Origin of the sequence: Achromobacter sp. (assembly GCF_032113835.1) — a bacterium.
Classification (GTDB): domain Bacteria; phylum Pseudomonadota; class Gammaproteobacteria; order Burkholderiales; family Burkholderiaceae_B; genus Achromobacter.
In genome coordinates this window covers 1-16791 of sequence record NZ_DAMCTG010000011.1, presented here as the reverse complement: position 1 = coordinate 16791, position 16791 = coordinate 1, and the positions used below count along the sequence as shown (strand labels likewise).

Here is a 16791-nt window from a genome sequence, read left to right as displayed (position 1 = left end):
TTCCAATTTATCGCTTTTTTTGATTTAACGCCGCGCTCAGAATTTGTGCCTGAGGATTCGAACGCATTGGAGGCGTGCATATGTTTCTTACGGAAGAAGAGTCGGCGATGCTGACGGGCGGCAAGGGACCGGCCGTGCAGAAGGCCATGGAAATCCTGGTGGCGCTGGGCGAGAGCTTTGGCGCCAAGCGCCTGCTGCAGGTCAGCAATGTTCATATGGCGGGTTCGTCCGTCCTCGTCGCGGAGGAGGCCGGGACGCGGTTTGTCGAAGACATCAAGCGGCAGGGCGGCACGTTCGTCACCCGGGTGACGACGAACCCGACGGCGGTCGATCCGGTGCAGTGGCGCGAGATCGGCATCCCCGAATCGGACAGCGCGCTGCAGACGCGCCTGACGGACGCTTACGCCGGCATGGGCGCCAACACCTGCAACACCTGTATTCCCTATCTGGTCGGCAACAGCCCGCGGTTCGGCGAGCACATGGCATGGGGCGAGTCGTCGGCCGTGGTGTACGCCAATTCGGTGTGCGGCGCTCGCACCAATCGTGAAGGCGGCCCAAGCGGTCTGGCCACGGCGCTGACGGGGCGCACGCCCGAGTACGGCTTTCACCTGACGGAGAACCGCTACGGGAAGCTGCTGGTCAAGGTCGAGACCACGCTCGACGACATGACCGATTACGGCACGCTGGGCTACTTTGCCGGCCGCATCGCCGGACAGGACACGCCGGTTTTCACCGGCATTCCCTCGGACCCGACGCTGGAGCAGTTGAAGGCGCTGAGCGCGGCGCTGGCGGCTTCCGGTGCGGTGAGCATGTTCCATGCGGTCGGCGTCACGCCCGAAGCACCCACGCTCGAGGCGGCATTCGGCGGCAACGCGCCTGAAAAAGTGCTGGTGTTCGACGACGCCGAAAAGAAGAAGGCCGAGGCCGCGCTGAACAAGGAGCCGTCGGATCACGTGGACTGGATTCTGGTGGGCTGTCCGAATGCGTCCGTGCAGGAGATCCGCGAGGTGGCCGAGGCGTTGGAAGGCAAAAAGGTACACCCGGAGGTCGCGCTGTGGGTCACCACGGCCGGCGCCATGTATGCCATGGCCGAGCGCATGGGGTACATCCAGACGATCAAGGACGCCGGCGGGACGGTCGTGCGGGAAACGTGTCCGTTCCTGGCGCGCAGCCGCGTGATCGCGCCGGCCAAGGGCTATCGGACGTTGACCACCAACTCCGCCAAGATGGCGTTCTATGCGCCCGGCCAGTTTGGCCTGCCCACGCATTACGGCAATCTCAATCGCGTCATGCAGGCCGCCGTCAGCGGCGTCTGGAGGTAAGCGCCATGATCCAAGCCAAACGCGTCCTCACGGGACGCAAGATCGTCAAGGGCAAGACCAGCGGAAAGGCCGTCGTGACAGGAGAGGCGATCAGCTTCAACGGCGGCGTCGACAACATGACGGGCATCGTCACGGAACCCGGACACGAGCTGGAAGGCGTGAACATCGCCGGCAAGGTGCTGGTGTTTCTGACCGGCAAGGGATCGACCGGCGGGTCCTACAAGATCTACGACATGGTCTCGCGCGGCACGGCGCCGCTGGCATTCGTGCAGGTGACGCCCGAGCCCATCACGACGATCGGCGCGATCATCGGCGCCATTCCCGTCGTGGCCGGGCTGGACGAAGACCCGACCAAGGCCATCGCCACGGGCGATTGGCTGGACGTGGATGCCGACGCGGGCACCGTCGTGGTGACTCCGCAATAGCAGTTCGCTCGCGGCGTCAGCCGCACCCTTCACCGGCCTTCGGGTAGTTGCGCGTACGACGCAACGCCCGGATCGGCCGCGCACATATCAATCAAGGAGACAACCATGCCTTCACGCGCAATCATCGCCCTTGCCTTGGGCGCCTGTCTTGGCGCGGGCGCCCCGGCCGCGCACCCGGCCCAGCCCGACGCGGGCGCCGACTGGCCCACCCGCAAGGCCATCACGATGATCGTTCCCTTTGCGGCCGGCGGCAGCACGGATGCGACCGCGCGGCTGCTCGCCGAGCATCTGTCCCGGCAACTCAAGCAACAGGTGGTCGTGGAGAACCGCGCGGGGGCGGGCAGCAACCTGGGATCGAGCGTGGCGGCGCGCGCAACGCCCGACGGCTACACGCTGCTGCTGGCCACCAGCACGATCGCCACCAATGTGACGCTGTACAAGAACATGGGCTTCGACCTGCGCCGTGATCTGATTCCCGTGTCGCAGATCGCGTCGATTCCGAATGTGCTGACCGTGAACAACAGCGTGCCGGCCAAGTCGCTCACGGAGTTCATCGCGCTGGTCCAGAAGAAGGACGCGCCGGTGAATTACGGTTCCGCGGGCAACGGGTCGGCCTCGCATCTGTCCGGCGCGCTGTTCAACGCGATGGCCAAGGGCGACATGGTCCATGTGGCGTACAAGGGCGGGGCGCCGGCGAACGTGGATCTGATGGGCGGGCAGGTGCAGGCGGTGTTTTCGCCGCTGGTGGAAGTGCTGTCGTACCTGGAAAGCGGCAAGTTGCGCGCATTGGGCGTGACCACCCCGGAGCGCTCGCCGCGCCTGCCCGATGTGCCGGCGGTGGGTGAAGCGTTGGCCGGATTCGACGTTTCGCTGTGGAACGGTGTGTTCGTGCCGGCCGGCACGCCGCCCGACGTCGTCGATGGGCTGGCCCGGGCCCTGAAGTCGGTGACGCAAGACCCAGCGTTCCGCAAGGTGCTGCTGGATCAAGGCTCCGCCCCCACGAGCCAGTCGCCGGCGCAGTTCAAGGCCTTCCTGGATCAGGAAATCGACAAGTGGGCCAAGCTGGTGAAGCTGTCCGGGGCGACGGTGGACTGAGGCCGGGGCCGCTTCTCCGGGATCCCGCTGCTGCCGGCGCGCGCACGTCACAACCTGCAATAACTCCCCCGCAGCTCGGCGTTATTGTCTGGAAGATGCGTGACGCGCCCGCCCGGTCGGCTGGAACACCAGAGAGAGGCACACCATGACTTACTCGAGCTATCACAAGAAGGACATCTTCGGCCGCCCCTTGCATGCCGAAACGCAGATGATGTCCTATGGCTACGATCCCTATCTGTCCGAGGGGGCGGTCAAGCCGCCGGTGTTTCTGACGTCCACCTTCGCGTTCCGCACGGCCGAGGACGGGGCCGCGTTCTTTGATCTGGTGTCCGGCCGCAAGCCCTTGCCGCAGGGCGAGACGGCGGGGCTGGTGTACAGCCGGTTCAATCATCCGAACCTGGAGATCGTGGAAGACCGGCTGTCGCTGCTTGACGGCTCGCAGGACGCGGCCGTGACGTCCAGCGGCATGTCCGCGATCAGCGCGGTGCTGATGGCGTTTCTGCGCCCGGGCGACCAGCTGGTGCAATCCGTGCCGCTCTATGGCGGCACCGAGACGCTGATCGGCAAGATCTTTCCGGAGTGGGGCGTGGGTTCGCATCCCGTGGCGGACGGGCTGTCGCCGCGCAACATGCGCGCCGCGCTGGAAGAGGCCGCGGCCAAGGGGCCGGTGAAGCTCTTCTACGTCGAGACGCCCGCCAACCCAACCAACGCGCTGTTCGACTTCGAGGCCATGAAGAACGAGCTGGATGCGTTCGAAACGCGCCACGGCTACCGGCCAATCTCGGTGTGCGACAACACGCTGCTCGGCCCGATCTTCCAGAAGCCGGCGGAGCACGGGGTGGATCTGTCGGTGTATTCGCTGACCAAGTATGTTGGCGGCCATAGCGATCTGGTGGCGGGGGCGGTCACCGGCAGCAAGGATCTCATCAAGAAGGTGCGCGCGATCCGCAGCGCCTTCGGGTCCCAGCTGGATCCGCATTCGTGCTGGATGATCACGCGGTCGATGGAAACGGTGGTCCTGCGCATGAAGCAGGCGGCGCGCACTGCGACCCGGGTTGCCGAGTGGCTGGCGGGTAATCCGCATGAAAAGGTGCAGGTGTTCCACCCGGAACTGATCGCGGATCGCGCCTATCAGGAGGTCTACAAGCGCCAATGCACCGGACCGGGTTCGACGTTTGCGTTCGTGCTGGAAGGCGGCCGCGAACGCGCGTTCCGCTTCATCAATGCGCTGCATTTGTTCCGATCGGCTGTCAGCCTGGGCGGCACGGAGACGCTGGTGTGCCACCCGGCGTCGACCACGCATTCCGGGGTGCCCGCGGCGGAGCGCGATGCCGCGGGTGTGTCCGAAGGCCTGATCCGGGTGTCGATCGGCCTGGAGCACGAGGAAGACCTGATCGCGGACATGGACCACGCGTTTCGGAACGGCTGATTTCAGCCCGGTTGCACCGCCCGGCGGGCACGGTTCAGCAGCACGAACGCGGCGGTGCCCAGCAGCATGATCGTGGCGGTGGCGATCACCGCCGCGTAGCCCGTCTCGAAGGCGCCGCGGGCCATCTCGGTCAGCGTGGCCGCCAGGTCCGCGGGCAGGCTTTCAGCCACGACGAGCGCCTCGTCCAGGCTGTCGCGCGCGGCGCCGGTTGCGGCTACGCCCGCCGGCACGGACAGCGACTGCGCGTACACGCCCGACAGGATCGACCCCATCAGCGTCACGCCCAGCGCGCCGCCCAGTTCATACGAAACTTCCTCGATCGACGCGGCCATGCCCGCGCGCTCGGGCGTGGCGCTTTGCATGATGGTGCTGGACGCGGCTGTCATGGTGGCGCCGATGCCCAGGCCCAGCACGCACAGGCTGATCATCTGCGGCATGACCGCCGCGTCGTAGGTCAGCAGGTAGCCGCCCATGCCTGCGCCCGACACCAGCAGCGACAGGAACAGCATGCGCCGGCTGCCCACGCGCCCGAGCAACAGGCCCGCAAGCGGCCCGGCCACAAAGGCGGCCAGCGGCAGCGGCAGGATGAACAGCGCGGACTGGATCGGCGACATGCCCAGCACCAGTTGCAGGCGCTGGCTGAACACCAGTTCCATGCCCAGCAGCGCTGCTGCCGCAAACAGCGCGGCGGCGACGGCCGAACTGAAGGACGCGTTGCGGAAGATGGCAAAGTCGATCAGCGGATGGGGCCGGCGCCGCTGGCGCCGCACAAAGATGGTCAGCATGGCGGCGCCCGCCGCGCAGGCCACGAAGGCGTGCAGCCAGGACGGCGACGCGCGGCCCAGTTCCTTGAGCGCGTAGGCAGACAGGATCATGCCCGCCATCACCTGTAGCGAGCCGACCAGATCCCACGGCCGCGACGCATCCGGTTGGCTGGCCGGGATGAAGCGCCAGGCCAAGGGCAGGGCCAGCAACACGATGGGAACGTTGATGAGGAACACCGAACCCCACCAGAAATGCTCCAGCAGCAGGCCGCCCACGACGGGTCCGAGCGCGGCGCCGCCCGAGGCGACCGAGGCCCAGACGCCGATGGCCACGGCGCGCTCGCGCTCGTCGGCAAACGTCAGGCGCAGGATGGACAGCGTGGCGGGCATCATCATCGCCGCGCCCACGCCCAACAAGGCGCGGGCCGCGATCAGGACGACTGCGCCGGGCGAATAGGCGGCGGCCAGCGAGGCGGCGCCGAACACGGTCAGCCCCATCATGAAAAGGCGCTTGTGGCCCAGCCGGTCGCCCAGCGTGCCCATGCCCAGCAACAAGCCGGACACGACCAGCGCGTACACGTTCACGATCCACAGCTTGGCGGACGCGGTGACGCCCAGTTCGTGGGTGAGCCGGGGCAAGGCGGTGTAAAGGACCGTCATGTCGACGACGATCAGCAGCAAGGCGCTGGACACAATGGCCAGCACGAGCCAGCGGCCGGGGGTGGCCGCGGCAACAGCGTTCGAATGAGTCCGCTGCATGGTTCTACTCCTTTTGAAGACCGTGATTCCGGGGGCGGCGTGCGCGCTCGGGATCACGGGCTGGCATTATCCATCTACATATCCGCCATAAAAAGTTGGATTGCATCTATAAAATCGATGGATTGAAAGGAGAACACCATGCAATGGACCCTGGACCAACTCCGGCAATTCGTGTCGGCGGCCGACGCCGGATCGTTCTCGGCGGCGGCGCGGCGAATCGGCCGTGCGCAATCGGCGGTCAGTACGGCGGTGGGCTTGCTGGAGGCGGATCTGGGCGTGGAACTCTTTGACCGGTCGCGCCGCAATGCGGTGCTGACGCCGGCCGGCGAGGTGATGCTGCTGGAAGCGAAGGAGTTGCTCCGGCAGGCGGGCGGGTTGTCGCAGCGGGCGCTGGCGTTTGCCGGTGGCCAGGAGGCGCGCCTGTCCATTGCGCTGGACGAGGCCCTGCCTTATCTGGTGCTGGGCGCGCTGGCGCTGGAGCTGGCCGAGCGATTCCCGGCGCTTGAGCTGACGCAGTTGAACGGCACCGCGACCGAGGTTGCTGATTACGTGCGGCAGGGCCGGGCCAGCATCGCGTTCCATTTCGACCGGGGCGACCCCGGCAGCGACTTTGCCCACCGTTCGCTGGGCAACGTGGCGCAGGGGATCTTCGTGGCGTCTGGCCATCCGCTGGCTGCGCTGCCGCAGGTGACGCGCGAGGACCTGGCGCGGCACCGCCAGCTCGTCATGCAGATGGAGGGCGTGGAGGACATGGTGCTCAGTCCCACGGTGTGGCGCACCGATAGTTTCTACAGCATCGCGGGCATGGTGGCCGACGGGCTGGGCTTTGCGATCCTGCCGTTGAACATCGCGGAATACGAGAGCTTCAGCACCACGCTGACGCCCGTGCCGTGCGCGGAGCTGGCGATGCCGATGCTGTCCGTGCGCACGTTGTGGTTGCAGGGGGCCGTGTTGAACGAGACGGAGCGCTGGTTGCAGCAGCGCATGGAGCAATTGCTGCGGGCGGGGTAGCGGCGCGGGGCTGAAAGCCCGTGAGGCCAGCCGCGCGTCAGCTCAGCAGCGCGGCCACCAGATCGCTGCCCGCGTGCCGATCCCCGCTGAAATCCAGCGCGGCCAGCACGTGCTCCAGGTGTTCGTCCATCAGGGCGCACGCGCGATCGGCGTCGCCGGCGCGCGCCGCCTCGACGAAGGCGTGGTGCTCGCGGGACGAGCAATTGGCGTCGTGGGAGCTTTGGTACAGCACGGTGATCACCGCGCTGCGGGCGGACAATTCGCGCAGCATGCCGGTCAGCACGGAATTGCCCACGGTTTCGGCAAGCAGGATGTGGAACTGGCTGAGCAACCGGTTGCGCGCCTGCACATCGCCGCTTTCCAGCGCCTGGCGTTCCTCGGCCAGATGGGCATCGATGCGGCGGAAGTCGGTGGTCTTGGCGCAGGCCACGAATTCACGGGCCAGCGCGGCTTCCAGGATGCGGCGCACGGCGTAGACCTCGCGCGCCTCGTTCGCATCGGGCTTGCTGACGAAGGCGCCCTTGTCCGGAACGATGTTGATGAGCTTGTCCTTGGACAGCATCAGGAGCGCGGCGCGGATCTTGGTGCGGCTGACCTTGTAGACCCGGGCCAGGGCCTCTTCGCGCAGCCGGGTGCCGGGCGGAAGCTTGTGCGCCACGATGGCGGCGGACACTTCCTTGGCGATGTCGTCGGCGCTGGGGTCTGGCTGGACGTCCTGATTCATGAGGCGCGGCAGGGGCTGCCGGTTGCGGGAAACCGTCGGGCAGCCAGTCTAACAAAAGGCGGCCGGGGCGGCAGACATTTCTTGCATACAAAATCTGTCTGCACGCTGCGGGCTGCGGGCTGCGGGGACCGGGGCAGCAGCGCCTGCCGGCCGCCCCTTGTCCTTCCGGCGCCTGCCCCTTGGTTTGTCCCGCTATTTGGCCATCAGCCCCAGGTTTTCGATCAGCGCCTTTTCCTTGACGAAGGTGGCCTGCGCCCACGCCTTGTAGTCCTCGCTGCTGCGATAGGCGGGTTCCTGATTGAGCTGCTTCATGACGTCCATGCTGGCCTGGTCGAAGAGCGCCTTCTTGAACGCGTCGTGCAGGATCTTCACCACCGCCGGATCCATGCCTTTCGGACCGGCCAGACCATACGGCGACGTGGACACGACCTTGTAGCCCAGCTCCTGGGCGGTCGGCACGTCGGGCCAGCGCGTGGTGCGTTTTTCGCCAAAGGTGACCAGCAGGCGCATCTTGCCGGAATCCACGAACTGGTCCCAGCCGGTGGCGTCGCTCTGCGCCATGACGTGGCCGCCCAGCAGCGCCTGCTGCATGTCGGCGTTGCCCTTGAACGGCACGTGGTTGAGCTTGACGTTGGCGTTGATGGCGATCTCTTCGATGATCAGGTGCGGCGACGAGCCGATGCCGGTCGAGCCGTAGTCGATCTTGCCGGGCGCCTTGCGCGCCGCCTCGATGTATTCGTTGAAGGTCTTGTACGGCGAATCGGAGCGCACGGTGAAGCCGAAGGTGTAGCCCGACAGGCCGAGGATGAAGGTGAAATCGTTGATCGGATCCCAGCTGCTTTTCTGCATGTAGGGCATCCGCAGCATCGCCAGGGTGTACAGGGCGATGGTGTAGCCGTCCGGCTTGGCCGTCTTGGCCATGGTCGCCGTGCCAAGCGTGCCGCCGGCGCCCGGCCGGTTTTCCACGATGACGGGCTGGCCCAGGTGTTTGGAGGCGTCCTGCGCCACGATCCGCAGGTGGCGGTCGGTGGAGCCGCCGGCGGGGAAGGGCACGATCAGGGTGATGGGCTTGGTGGGAAAGTCCGTCTGGGCACTGGCGGAAAAGGGCAAGACGGCGCTTGCCAGGGTGAGCGTCAGGGCAGCGAGGACAGCGCGTCGCAGGGGAAGTCGGGTCATATTGTTTGTCTCCTGGTGGTGTTGCCTGATGGTTGTTATGGGCGGCCAGTCAGTCGCGAAAGTCGACCTTGACGGGCAGCCGGGACAGCGCTTCGCGCAGCTGGGCTTTCAGCGGCGCGGGCGCACCGGCGCCGGCTTCTACGGCGACATCCGGTTGCGCATCGGCCAGCACGCGGAAGACGGGATCGTCTTGCGCGCGGCCAGCCTCTTGCAGGGTGCGCGCCACCACGGCTTCGACCGACACGGCGGTCGCCAGGCGGCGCAAATCGGGTTTGTAGATCTTGCCCACGTTGGTCATCGGCATGGTGTCCAGCACGACGACCCGCTTGGGCCGTGCGGGGCCTTCGTCCACGTGCTCAGCCGCGTAGGCCACCAGTTCCGCCTCGGTCGCCTCGCTGCCTTCGGCCAGCGTGACGAAGGCGATGGGCAGCTCGCCCGCGTAGGCATCGGGGGCGCCGACCGCCGCGCAAAGCTGCACCGCCGGGTGCCTGGCAAGCGCGTCCTCGATGGTCTTGGGGTCGATGTTGTGGCCGCCGCGGATGATCAGGTCCTTGGCGCGGCCCTGCAGATGCAGGCGGCCTTCGGCATCCAGGAAGCCGACGTCGCCGCTGATGAGCCAACCGTCCTCGGTGAAGGCGCGCGCGGTGTCTTCGGGGTCGAGGAAGCCGGGGATGACGTTGGGCGCCTTGATCAGCACCATGCCCGGCGTGCCGGGCGGCAGATCGCGCGCGGGCAGGCCCGCGGGCATGTCCAGGCTGACGATGCGGATCTGCACGTAGGGCAGCGGGAACCCCACGCAGTTGACCGGGAATTCGCAGCCGGGGGGCGAGATCGACGTGATGCCCGCCATCTCGGTCATGCCCAGGCTTTCGCTGACGTGCAGGCCGAACAGACGTTTGAAGCGCGCGGCCAGCTCCGCGGGCAAGGGCGCCGCGCCGGTGCGGCAGTAGCGCAGCGACGAAATGTCGGCGCCGGCCAGTGGCACCTCGGCCAGCGCAGCCAGGATGGTTGGCACGCCCTGCAGCGACGTGGCGCGGTGTTTTTCGACGAGGCGCCAGTAGTTGCGCAGCACGTCGCGGTTGCGCAGCAGCAGGGTGGTGGGAATGACGGTCTCGACGCCGGACGACAACGCCGCCAGCGACGCCGGCAGCACACCCGCCACGTGAAACAGCGGATAGCCGTTGATGACCACGTCGCCGGGACCTGCGTTTTGCAGTTGCACGGCCGCCCAGGCGGAGAATACCTGGTTGGCGTGCGTATGGATCGCCAGCTTGGGCGCGCCCGTGGTGCCGCCCGTGTGGAAATAGGCGGCCACATCGCTGGCGCGGACGACCCGCTCGCTGACCAGCCGGTCGGAAGGCTGGGCCGCGCGCGCGGCATTGAAATCCAGCGCGAAGTCCGGCAGCGCCGGGCGGTCCGCTTCGGCTTCATGCCACGGCGCCACGCGCAACAGCGACTTCAGGGTCGGCACGCGCTCCATCAGGCGCAGCGCCTTGGACCACGAGCCGCACTCCACGTCGGATCCATAGGCGATCAGCGCCTTGGCGCCGGCCGTCGTCATCAGCGATGCCAGCTTGTCTTCGGTGAGCAGCGGATTGAGCGGTTGAACAATGCCCGCCGCCTCGCCGCCCCAGAGGGCAAGGTGGTACTCAAGGCATCCCGGCAGCAGCACACCGACGGCGTCGCCTTCGCGGATGCCCAGGCCGTGCAGCAGGTTGGCGGTCTGGTGGATGCCGGCCAGCAGCTCGCGGTAGGTCCAGCTGATGGCCTCGTCGGCGGGGTCCGCGCTGCGCAGGAAGGTCAGCGCGCGCCGGTCGCCGAACGCGGCGGCCGAGTTGCAGAAGATCTCGTAGGTGCTCTGAACCGTCAGCGTTTCTTCCAGCGGCCGGGCCTGCAGCCGCTGGACGTCCTGCGCGGTGCGCACCGGGAACGGCGCGGCGAAGGGGCGGGATAGGGGGCGGGAGAGGGTGGCGGAACGGGTGTCGATCATGGCCGTGCGTCCGCGCTCATGCCTGCCCCAGCGCGATGTAGCGGCGCAGGTGGTGGTCTTCATCGCCCAGCTGATGGTCGATCATGACCAGGCGCTTGGCGTAGTGCGCCAGCGGCAGCTCCCACGTCATGCCGATGCCGCCATGCAGCTGGATGCATTCTTCGGCCACCAGCGTGCCGATGCGGCCGATGGTGACCTTGGCGGCCGACAGCGCGCGTTCGCGCGTGACGCGGTCGGGGTGGTCGACGGCGGCGGCCGCGTTGATGACGGCCGAGCGCGCCTGTTCGATCTCCAGCAGCACGTCGGCCATGCGATGCTGCAAGGCCTGGAAGCTGCCGAGCGGCGCGCCGAACTGGCGGCGCGTGCGCAGGTATTCCAGCGTGGCGTCGCGCGCGCAGTCCATCGCGCCCACGGCCTCGGCGCACAGCGCCAGGATGCCGCGGCCTACGGCGCGTTCCAGCAGCGCGTAACCGGCGTCCGCTTCGCCCAGCAATGCGCCGGGTCCTAACTGCACCTTGTCCAGCACCAGCTCCGCGGCGCGTCCGCCGTCGATCAGGCCATAGCCCCGAATGCTCAGGCCCGGCGACCCCTTCGTCACCAGAAAGAGGCTGATGCCGGCCTCGTCGTCGTCGGCGCCCGACGTGCGCGCCGACACCAGGAAGAGATCGGCGTGTTCGCCCGCATAGACGACGGCCTTGGCGCCGTCGAGCACCCAGCCGTCGGCGCTGCGTTGCGCACGCGCCTGCACCTGGTTGAGGTCGTAGCCGGATTGCGGCTCGGCATGGGCCAGCGCGGCGGTCAGGCTGCCGGCGATCAGGCCTTCCAATGCCTCGCGCTGTTCGGGCGTCCCCTTTGCTGCGATCGCGCTGCCCACCATCACGGTGTCCAGAAAGGGTTCGACGACGAGACCCCGGCCCAACGCTTCAAAGACGACGGAGATGTCAAAGCCCGCGCCGCCCAGCCCGCCGTCCGCCTCGGTGAACAGCGCGCCGATGGCGCCCAGCTCGGCGTAGCGTTGCCAGAACTCGACGCTGTACCCCTGCGGCGATTCGGCGTGGCGCATGCGGGTGGCAAAGTCGTATTGCTCGGCGACAAAGCGGCGCAGCATGTCCGAGAGCATGCGCCGGTCTTCGGTGTGTTCGAAATTCATGGCCAGCCCTTACAGTCCCAGGATCATCTTCGAGATGATGTTTTTCTGGATTTCATTGGAGCCGCCGAAGATCGACAGCTTGCGGTTGTTGAAGTACTGCGCCGCGGCGCTGTTGGCGCCTTCCGGGCCGATGGGCGGCGCGTCGTAGCCATCGTGAAGCGCCTCGGGTACGAAGGGCCGTGCGTACGGGCCCATGGCGCGGCGGTTCAGGGCGCTGATCTCCTGGCGGATCTGCGTGCCGCGGATCTTCAACATCGAACTCTCCGCGCCGGGCGCGCCGCCGCCGGCCACGGCTGCGACCACGCGCAGGTTGGTCGTGCGCATGTTGGCCAGCTCGATCTCGACGCGCGCCAGCCGCGCGGCAAAATCCGGGTCTTCGGTCAGCGGGCGGCCATGGCGCTTCTGGCGCGCGGCCACGGCCTTCAGACGTTCCAGCGCGGCCGTGGACTGGCCCACGCCCGCGATGTTGGTGCGCTCATAGGTCAGCAGATACTTGGCGCACGTCCAGCCGCGGTTCTCTTCGCCGACCAGGTTTTCGACCGGCACGCGCACGTCCGAGAAGAACACCTCGTTGACTTCGTGCTCGCCGTCCAGCGTGATGATCGGGCGCACTTCGATGCCCGGGGTGTTCATGTCGATCAGGAGAAAGCTGATGCCTTCCTGGCGCCGGCCTTCCTGCGAGGTGCGCACCAGGCAGAAGATCATGTTGGCGTACTGGCCGAGCGTGGTCCACGTCTTCTGGCCGTTGACGATGTAGCTGTCACCGTCGCGCACGGCCGTGGTTTTCAGCGACGCCAGGTCAGAGCCCGCGCCGGGTTCGGAATAGCCCTGGCACCACCAGTCCGAACCGTCCAGAATGCGCGGCAGCCAGTAGCGGCGCTGCGCCTCGGAGCCGTACTTGATCAGCACGGGTCCCAGCATGCTCAGGCCGAACGGCACGATGCGCGGCGCGTTGGCGAGCGCGCATTCGTTGTCGAAGATGTACTTCTGCGCGGCCGTCCAGCCGGTGCCGCCGTACTCCACGGGCCAGTGCGTTGCCAGCCAGCCTTGCGCGTTCAGGATCGCGTGCCATTCGGCCATGTCGTCGCGCGTCAGCAGCTTGCCTTCGCCGACCTTGCCGGCCAGGCGGCGGGGCAGCCTGGCGTCCAGAAAGGCGCGCACTTCATCGCGGAAGGCGATTTCTTCGGGGGTGAATTCCAGATCCATGCGGGTCTCTCAGTAGATTTCAAACAGGCCGGCCGCGCCCATGCCGCCGCCGATGCACATCGTGACGACGGCGTAGCGGGCGCCGCGGCGGCGGCCTTCGATCAGGACGTGGCCAGCCAGCCGCGCGCCGGTGACGCCGAACGGGTGGCCCAGTGCGATGGAACCGCCGTCCACGTTGAGGCGGTCCATGGGGATGCCCAGTTTTTCCTGGCAATACAGCGCTTGAGACGCAAACGCCTCGTTCAGCTCCCACAGGTCGATGTCCTGCACTTTCAAGCCGTGGCGCGCCAGCAGCTTGGGCACCGCGTAGACCGGGCCGATGCCCATTTCGTCCGGCTCGCAGCCGGCGATGGCAAGGCCGCGGAACGCGCCCAGCGGCCGGATGCCGGCGCGCTGGGCCTCGGCCGCTTCCATCAGCACGCAGGCGGCCGCGCCGTCCGACAGCTGCGAGGCATTGCCCGCCGTGACGAACTGGCCTTCACCGCGTACGGGCGCAAGGCCGGCCAGCGCCTCGTAAGTCGTGCCGGGACGATTGCAGGTGTCCTTGTCCACCGTCACTTCGCGTTCGGTGACAGCGCCGGTGGCGCGGTCCGTGACGGACATGGTGGTGGTGACCGGAATGATTTCCTCGCGGTAGCGGCCCGCGGCCTGCGCGGCCTCGGTGCGCGCCTGGCTTTGCGCGGCAAAGCGGTCCTGCGCCTCGCGGCTGATGCCGTAGCGGGCGGCCACGATGTCGGCGGTCTCGATCATGGGCAGGTACAGTTCGGGCTTGTTGGCGACGATCCACGGGTCCATGCCGCTGACGCCATCGTCGCGGGTGCGGATCTGCGACACCAGCTCCACGCCGCCCGCAATCACGGCCGGCGCGCCGTCCATCACGATGCGGCTTGCGGCCGACGCGATCGCCTGCAGGCCGGATGCGCAATAGCGGTTGATGGTGGCGCCGCCCACGCTGACGGGCAGTTCCGCGCGGATCACGGCCTGACGGCCGATGTTGCGCCCGGTGGCGCCTTCCGGATAGCCGCAGCCGATGAACGCGTCTTCGATCAGCGCTGGGTCGATGCCGGCGCGGTCCACGGCGGCGCGCACGGCGTGGGCGGCCAGCGTGGGTCCGGCGATCAGGTTGAATTCGCCGCGTCCCGCCTTGGTGATGGGGGTGCGGGCAGTGGAAACGATGACGGCTTCACGCATGAGGGTTCCTAGGATGAATTCGGATCAGGCGGCGTTCAGGCTGCCGAAGGTGCGGCCGGATTCGGCCAGTTGCACGAGCAGCGGCGACGGCTTCCAGAATGCGGGGTCTTCCTCCGCATAGCTGCGGATGTCGGCAAGAATGCTTGGCAGGCCCACGCTGTCGGCGTAGTGCATCGGGCCGCCGCGATGGCGCGGAAAGCCGTAGCCGGACAGGAAGACGACGTCGACGTCCGACGGGCGCAACGCGATGCCCTGGTGCAGCACGTTGGCCGCTTCGTTGACCATCGCGGCCAGGTAGCGGCGCAGGATGTCTTCCTGCGTGAACGGGCGGGGCGTGACGCGGGCGCGGCGGCGTTCTTCGTCGATGATGGCAAGCACTTCCGGGTCCGGCGTGCCCTGGCGCGCACCGTCCGGGTACAGATAGAAGCCGCGGCCGGTCTTCTGGCCGAACCAGCCGCGTTCGCAGAGGCGGTCAGGAATCTGCACATAACGCAACGCCGGGTCGCGGGTAGGGGCGCGGCGCTTGCGCGTCGCCCAGCCAATGTCGCCGCCGGCCAGATCGGCCATCTGGTAGGGGCCCATCGGATAGCCGAACGCGCGCACGGCGGCATCGATGTCGTAGGGCGAGGCGCCGTCCTCCATCATCATGTCGGCAGCCTGCCGGTGCACGGCCAGGATGCGGTTGCCGATGAAGCCATCGCACACGCCCGCGCGCACGGGGATCTTGCGCAGCCGGCGCGCCAGTTCGAAGCCAGTTGCCACGGTGTCCGGCGCGGTGTGGCGGCCGACCACGATCTCCATGAGCTTCATGATGTTGGCCGGCGAGAAAAAGTGCAGCCCCAGCACGTCGGCCGGTCCGCGCGTTGCTTCGGCGATCCGGTCCACGTCCAGGTAAGAGGTGTTGGTGGCCAGCACGGCGCCGGGCTTGGCGACGCGGTCCAGCTGCGCGAAGACCGCCTGCTTGACGGCCATGTCCTCGAACACGGCTTCGATGATGAGGTCGGTCTCGCCCAGCGCGTCGTAGCTGGTGGCGCCGGTGTAGCGCGCCATGCGCGCCGCGCGTTCGCCGGTGGTGATCCGGCCTTTCTTGACCAGCAGGTCGTAGACCTGTTCGACCCGCGCGCGGCCCCGAGCCAGCGCGGCGTCGTCCTGTTCCACCATCACCACCGGCAGCCCCGCATCCAGCACCGCCACGGCGATGCCTGCGCCCATGGTGCCGCCGCCGACGATGCCCACGCGTTCCAGGCGGCGCGAGCGCGCTTCCTTCAGTTCGGGAATCTTGGTGGTTTCGCGCTCGGCGAAAAACGCGTGAACCAGTGCGGCGCGCTGCGGGCTGTCCAGGCATTGCAGGAACAGAGCGCGCTCGATGCGCAGGCCTTCGTCAAACGGTTGTTCGATGGCCGCGCGCACTGCGTCGACGATCTTGGCGGGCGAGTACAGGCCACGGGTGGTCGCGGCGACGCGTTCGGCGGCGGCGTCCACCACCGCGAGTTGCGCCTGCCGGTCCGCCAAGGCCTCGGCGGCGTCGCGCGTGCGGCGCGGGCCGGCGTTCAGCGCCAGCAGTTCGCGCGTGTAGGCAAGGCCAGCATCCAGCGGATCTTCCTCTGCGGACAGCACGTCGACCAGCCCCGAGGCCAGGGCGGCGTCGGCGGGCAGATGCTTGCCGGTCAGCATCAGGTCCAGCGCGGCCTGCGCGCCCATCAGACGGGGCGCGCGCTGCGTGCCGCCCGCGCCGGGAAGGAGGCCCAGGTTCACTTCGGGCAAGCCCAGCTTGGCGCTGGCCAGCGCCACGCGATAGTGCGCCGCCAGGGCAATCTCCAGCCCGCCGCCCAGCGTTGCGCCATGCAGCGCCGCAACGACAGGCTTGGCGCTGGCTTCGATCTGGTTGCACAGGTCCGGCAGCAGGGGCGGTTGCGGCGGCTTGCCGAACTCGCGGATGTCGGCGCCCGCGATGAAGTTCTTGCCCGCGCCCAACAGCAGGATCGCGCGGGCCCGCGTGTCCGTCTGCGCCTGCGCGATCGCGTCGGACAGGTCGCGGCGCACGGCGGCGCTCAGTGCATTCACGGGGGGATGGTCGATGACGACGACCAGGATGTCTTCGTAGCGGCGCTTCTGGGCCGCGCCGCTGCTTGCGCTGTCTGTCATGGACAGTGTCTCCAATGATGCTCTCTGCTCGCGTGCCGCGCCGGCATGCCGGGGCGCCGGCGGCTACGCTAACGAAGCCTTGGCGGGCCAGGGTGGCCCGTCTCTTATGGCTTTATTCTTTCGCAGCAAAGATGTCTTGACAATGGCATCGATAATTGACACTCCGGACAAGAAAATTTGACAATGCACGGCAAGGAGCGCCGCCATGGACACCAAATCCCTCATCTTGCTAGTCGAAATCCTGGACGCGGGCAACCTCAGCGAGGCCGCGCGCCGCCTGAAGATGACGCGCGCCAACGTCAGCTATCACCTGAGCCAGCTCGAGCGTTCGGTCGGCATGCAGCTGGTGCGGCGCACGACGCGGCGCGTGGAACCCACCGAGATCGGCCTGAAGCTGTACAAGC

Annotated in this window: 14 protein-coding genes; 6 read left to right on the top strand and 8 right to left on the bottom strand. The window is 67.7% G+C overall.

Translation table 11 applies throughout. The features are described from left to right. Positions 1-80 precede the first annotated feature (80 nt). The 4 genes from RT697_RS06585 to RT697_RS06570 all read left to right on the top strand — a co-directional run bounded on the left by RT697_RS06585 (position 81) and on the right by RT697_RS06570 (position 4271). Positions 81-1322 carry an aconitase X catalytic domain-containing protein gene (locus RT697_RS06585; protein WP_291383860.1) on the top strand — a complete coding sequence of 414 codons (1242 nt, stop codon included), beginning with the start codon at positions 81-83 and terminating at the stop codon, positions 1320-1322. A gap of 5 nt (positions 1323-1327) precedes the next feature. After that, positions 1328-1747 carry an aconitase X swivel domain-containing protein gene (locus tag RT697_RS06580; RefSeq protein WP_313697578.1) on the top strand — a complete coding sequence of 140 codons (420 nt, stop codon included), beginning with the start codon at positions 1328-1330 and terminating at the stop codon, positions 1745-1747. A gap of 105 nt (positions 1748-1852) precedes the next feature. Beyond that, positions 1853-2842, top strand: coding sequence for a tripartite tricarboxylate transporter substrate binding protein (locus RT697_RS06575; RefSeq protein WP_313697576.1), 990 nt, complete (start codon positions 1853-1855; stop codon positions 2840-2842). 145 nt (positions 2843-2987) lie between these two features. Next, a complete protein-coding gene (locus RT697_RS06570) occupies positions 2988-4271 on the top strand; it encodes a cystathionine gamma-synthase family protein (protein ID WP_313697574.1) in 1284 nt (427 codons plus the stop codon). Positions 4272-4273: 2 nt separating this feature from the next. Here the strand turns inward: RT697_RS06570 and RT697_RS06565 are convergent, their stop codons facing one another. Continuing rightward, entirely contained in the window at positions 4274-5794 is a 1521-nt protein-coding gene (locus RT697_RS06565) for an MFS transporter (RefSeq protein ID WP_313697572.1), read from the bottom strand. A gap of 138 nt (positions 5795-5932) precedes the next feature. On the opposite strand from RT697_RS06565, the gene RT697_RS06560 reads away from it, so the two are divergent. Further along, complete coding sequence (locus RT697_RS06560) at positions 5933-6805, top strand: LysR family transcriptional regulator (RefSeq protein WP_313697571.1); 873 nt, start codon at positions 5933-5935, stop codon at positions 6803-6805. Positions 6806-6842: 37 nt separating this feature from the next. Here the strand turns inward: RT697_RS06560 and RT697_RS06555 are convergent, their stop codons facing one another. From RT697_RS06555 to RT697_RS06525, 7 genes are all read right to left on the bottom strand, one after another. Beyond that, the gene (locus RT697_RS06555; protein ID WP_313697570.1) at positions 6843-7529 is read right to left on the bottom strand and encodes a GntR family transcriptional regulator; all 687 of its coding nucleotides are present in this window, start codon (positions 7527-7529) and stop codon (positions 6843-6845) included. Positions 7530-7721: 192 nt separating this feature from the next. Continuing rightward, entirely contained in the window at positions 7722-8705 is a 984-nt protein-coding gene (locus RT697_RS06550; RefSeq protein WP_313697568.1) for a tripartite tricarboxylate transporter substrate binding protein, read from the bottom strand. A 49-nt stretch (positions 8706-8754) separates the two neighbouring features. Further along, positions 8755-10695 (bottom strand): acyl-CoA synthetase, encoded by a 1941-nt coding sequence (locus RT697_RS06545; protein ID WP_313697691.1) that lies wholly within the window; start codon positions 10693-10695, stop codon positions 8755-8757. 16 nt (positions 10696-10711) lie between these two features. Next, positions 10712-11845, bottom strand: a complete 1134-nt coding sequence (locus RT697_RS06540; protein ID WP_313697567.1) for an acyl-CoA dehydrogenase — start codon at positions 11843-11845, stop codon at positions 10712-10714. Between the two features lie 9 nt (positions 11846-11854). Continuing rightward, the gene (locus RT697_RS06535) at positions 11855-13051 is read right to left on the bottom strand and encodes an acyl-CoA dehydrogenase family protein (RefSeq protein WP_313697566.1); all 1197 of its coding nucleotides are present in this window, start codon (positions 13049-13051) and stop codon (positions 11855-11857) included. Positions 13052-13060: 9 nt separating this feature from the next. Then, a complete protein-coding gene (locus RT697_RS06530; RefSeq protein WP_105239242.1) occupies positions 13061-14242 on the bottom strand; it encodes an acetyl-CoA C-acyltransferase in 1182 nt (393 codons plus the stop codon). Positions 14243-14266: 24 nt separating this feature from the next. Continuing rightward, complete coding sequence (locus RT697_RS06525) at positions 14267-16387, bottom strand: 3-hydroxyacyl-CoA dehydrogenase NAD-binding domain-containing protein (protein ID WP_313697564.1); 2121 nt, start codon at positions 16385-16387, stop codon at positions 14267-14269. 205 nt (positions 16388-16592) lie between these two features. Between RT697_RS06525 and RT697_RS06520 the strand changes: the two genes are divergently transcribed. Next, positions 16593-16791: LysR family transcriptional regulator (locus RT697_RS06520; RefSeq protein ID WP_313697562.1), on the top strand; the 199-nt coding region annotated here is incomplete at its 3' end.

Excerpts from the sequence above, each read along its gene's own strand:
- RT697_RS06585 (WP_291383860.1), top strand. The coding sequence starts at position 81 with ATGTTTCTTACGGAAGAAGAGTCGGCGATGCTGACGGGCGGCAAGGGA.
- RT697_RS06580 (WP_313697578.1), top strand. The coding sequence starts at position 1,328 with ATGATCCAAGCCAAACGCGTCCTCACGGGACGCAAGATCGTCAAGGGC.
- RT697_RS06575 (WP_313697576.1), top strand. The coding sequence starts at position 1,853 with ATGCCTTCACGCGCAATCATCGCCCTTGCCTTGGGCGCCTGTCTTGGC.
- RT697_RS06570 (WP_313697574.1), top strand. The coding sequence starts at position 2,988 with ATGACTTACTCGAGCTATCACAAGAAGGACATCTTCGGCCGCCCCTTG.
- RT697_RS06565 (WP_313697572.1), bottom strand. The coding sequence starts at position 5,794 with ATGCAGCGGACTCATTCGAACGCTGTTGCCGCGGCCACCCCCGGCCGC.
- RT697_RS06560 (WP_313697571.1), top strand. The coding sequence starts at position 5,933 with ATGCAATGGACCCTGGACCAACTCCGGCAATTCGTGTCGGCGGCCGAC.
- RT697_RS06555 (WP_313697570.1), bottom strand. The coding sequence starts at position 7,529 with ATGAATCAGGACGTCCAGCCAGACCCCAGCGCCGACGACATCGCCAAG.
- RT697_RS06550 (WP_313697568.1), bottom strand. The coding sequence starts at position 8,705 with ATGACCCGACTTCCCCTGCGACGCGCTGTCCTCGCTGCCCTGACGCTC.
- RT697_RS06545 (WP_313697691.1), bottom strand. The coding sequence starts at position 10,695 with ATGATCGACACCCGTTCCGCCACCCTCTCCCGCCCCCTATCCCGCCCC.
- RT697_RS06540 (WP_313697567.1), bottom strand. The coding sequence starts at position 11,845 with ATGAATTTCGAACACACCGAAGACCGGCGCATGCTCTCGGACATGCTG.
- RT697_RS06535 (WP_313697566.1), bottom strand. The coding sequence starts at position 13,051 with ATGGATCTGGAATTCACCCCCGAAGAAATCGCCTTCCGCGATGAAGTG.
- RT697_RS06530 (WP_105239242.1), bottom strand. The coding sequence starts at position 14,242 with ATGCGTGAAGCCGTCATCGTTTCCACTGCCCGCACCCCCATCACCAAG.
- RT697_RS06525 (WP_313697564.1), bottom strand. The coding sequence starts at position 16,387 with ATGACAGACAGCGCAAGCAGCGGCGCGGCCCAGAAGCGCCGCTACGAA.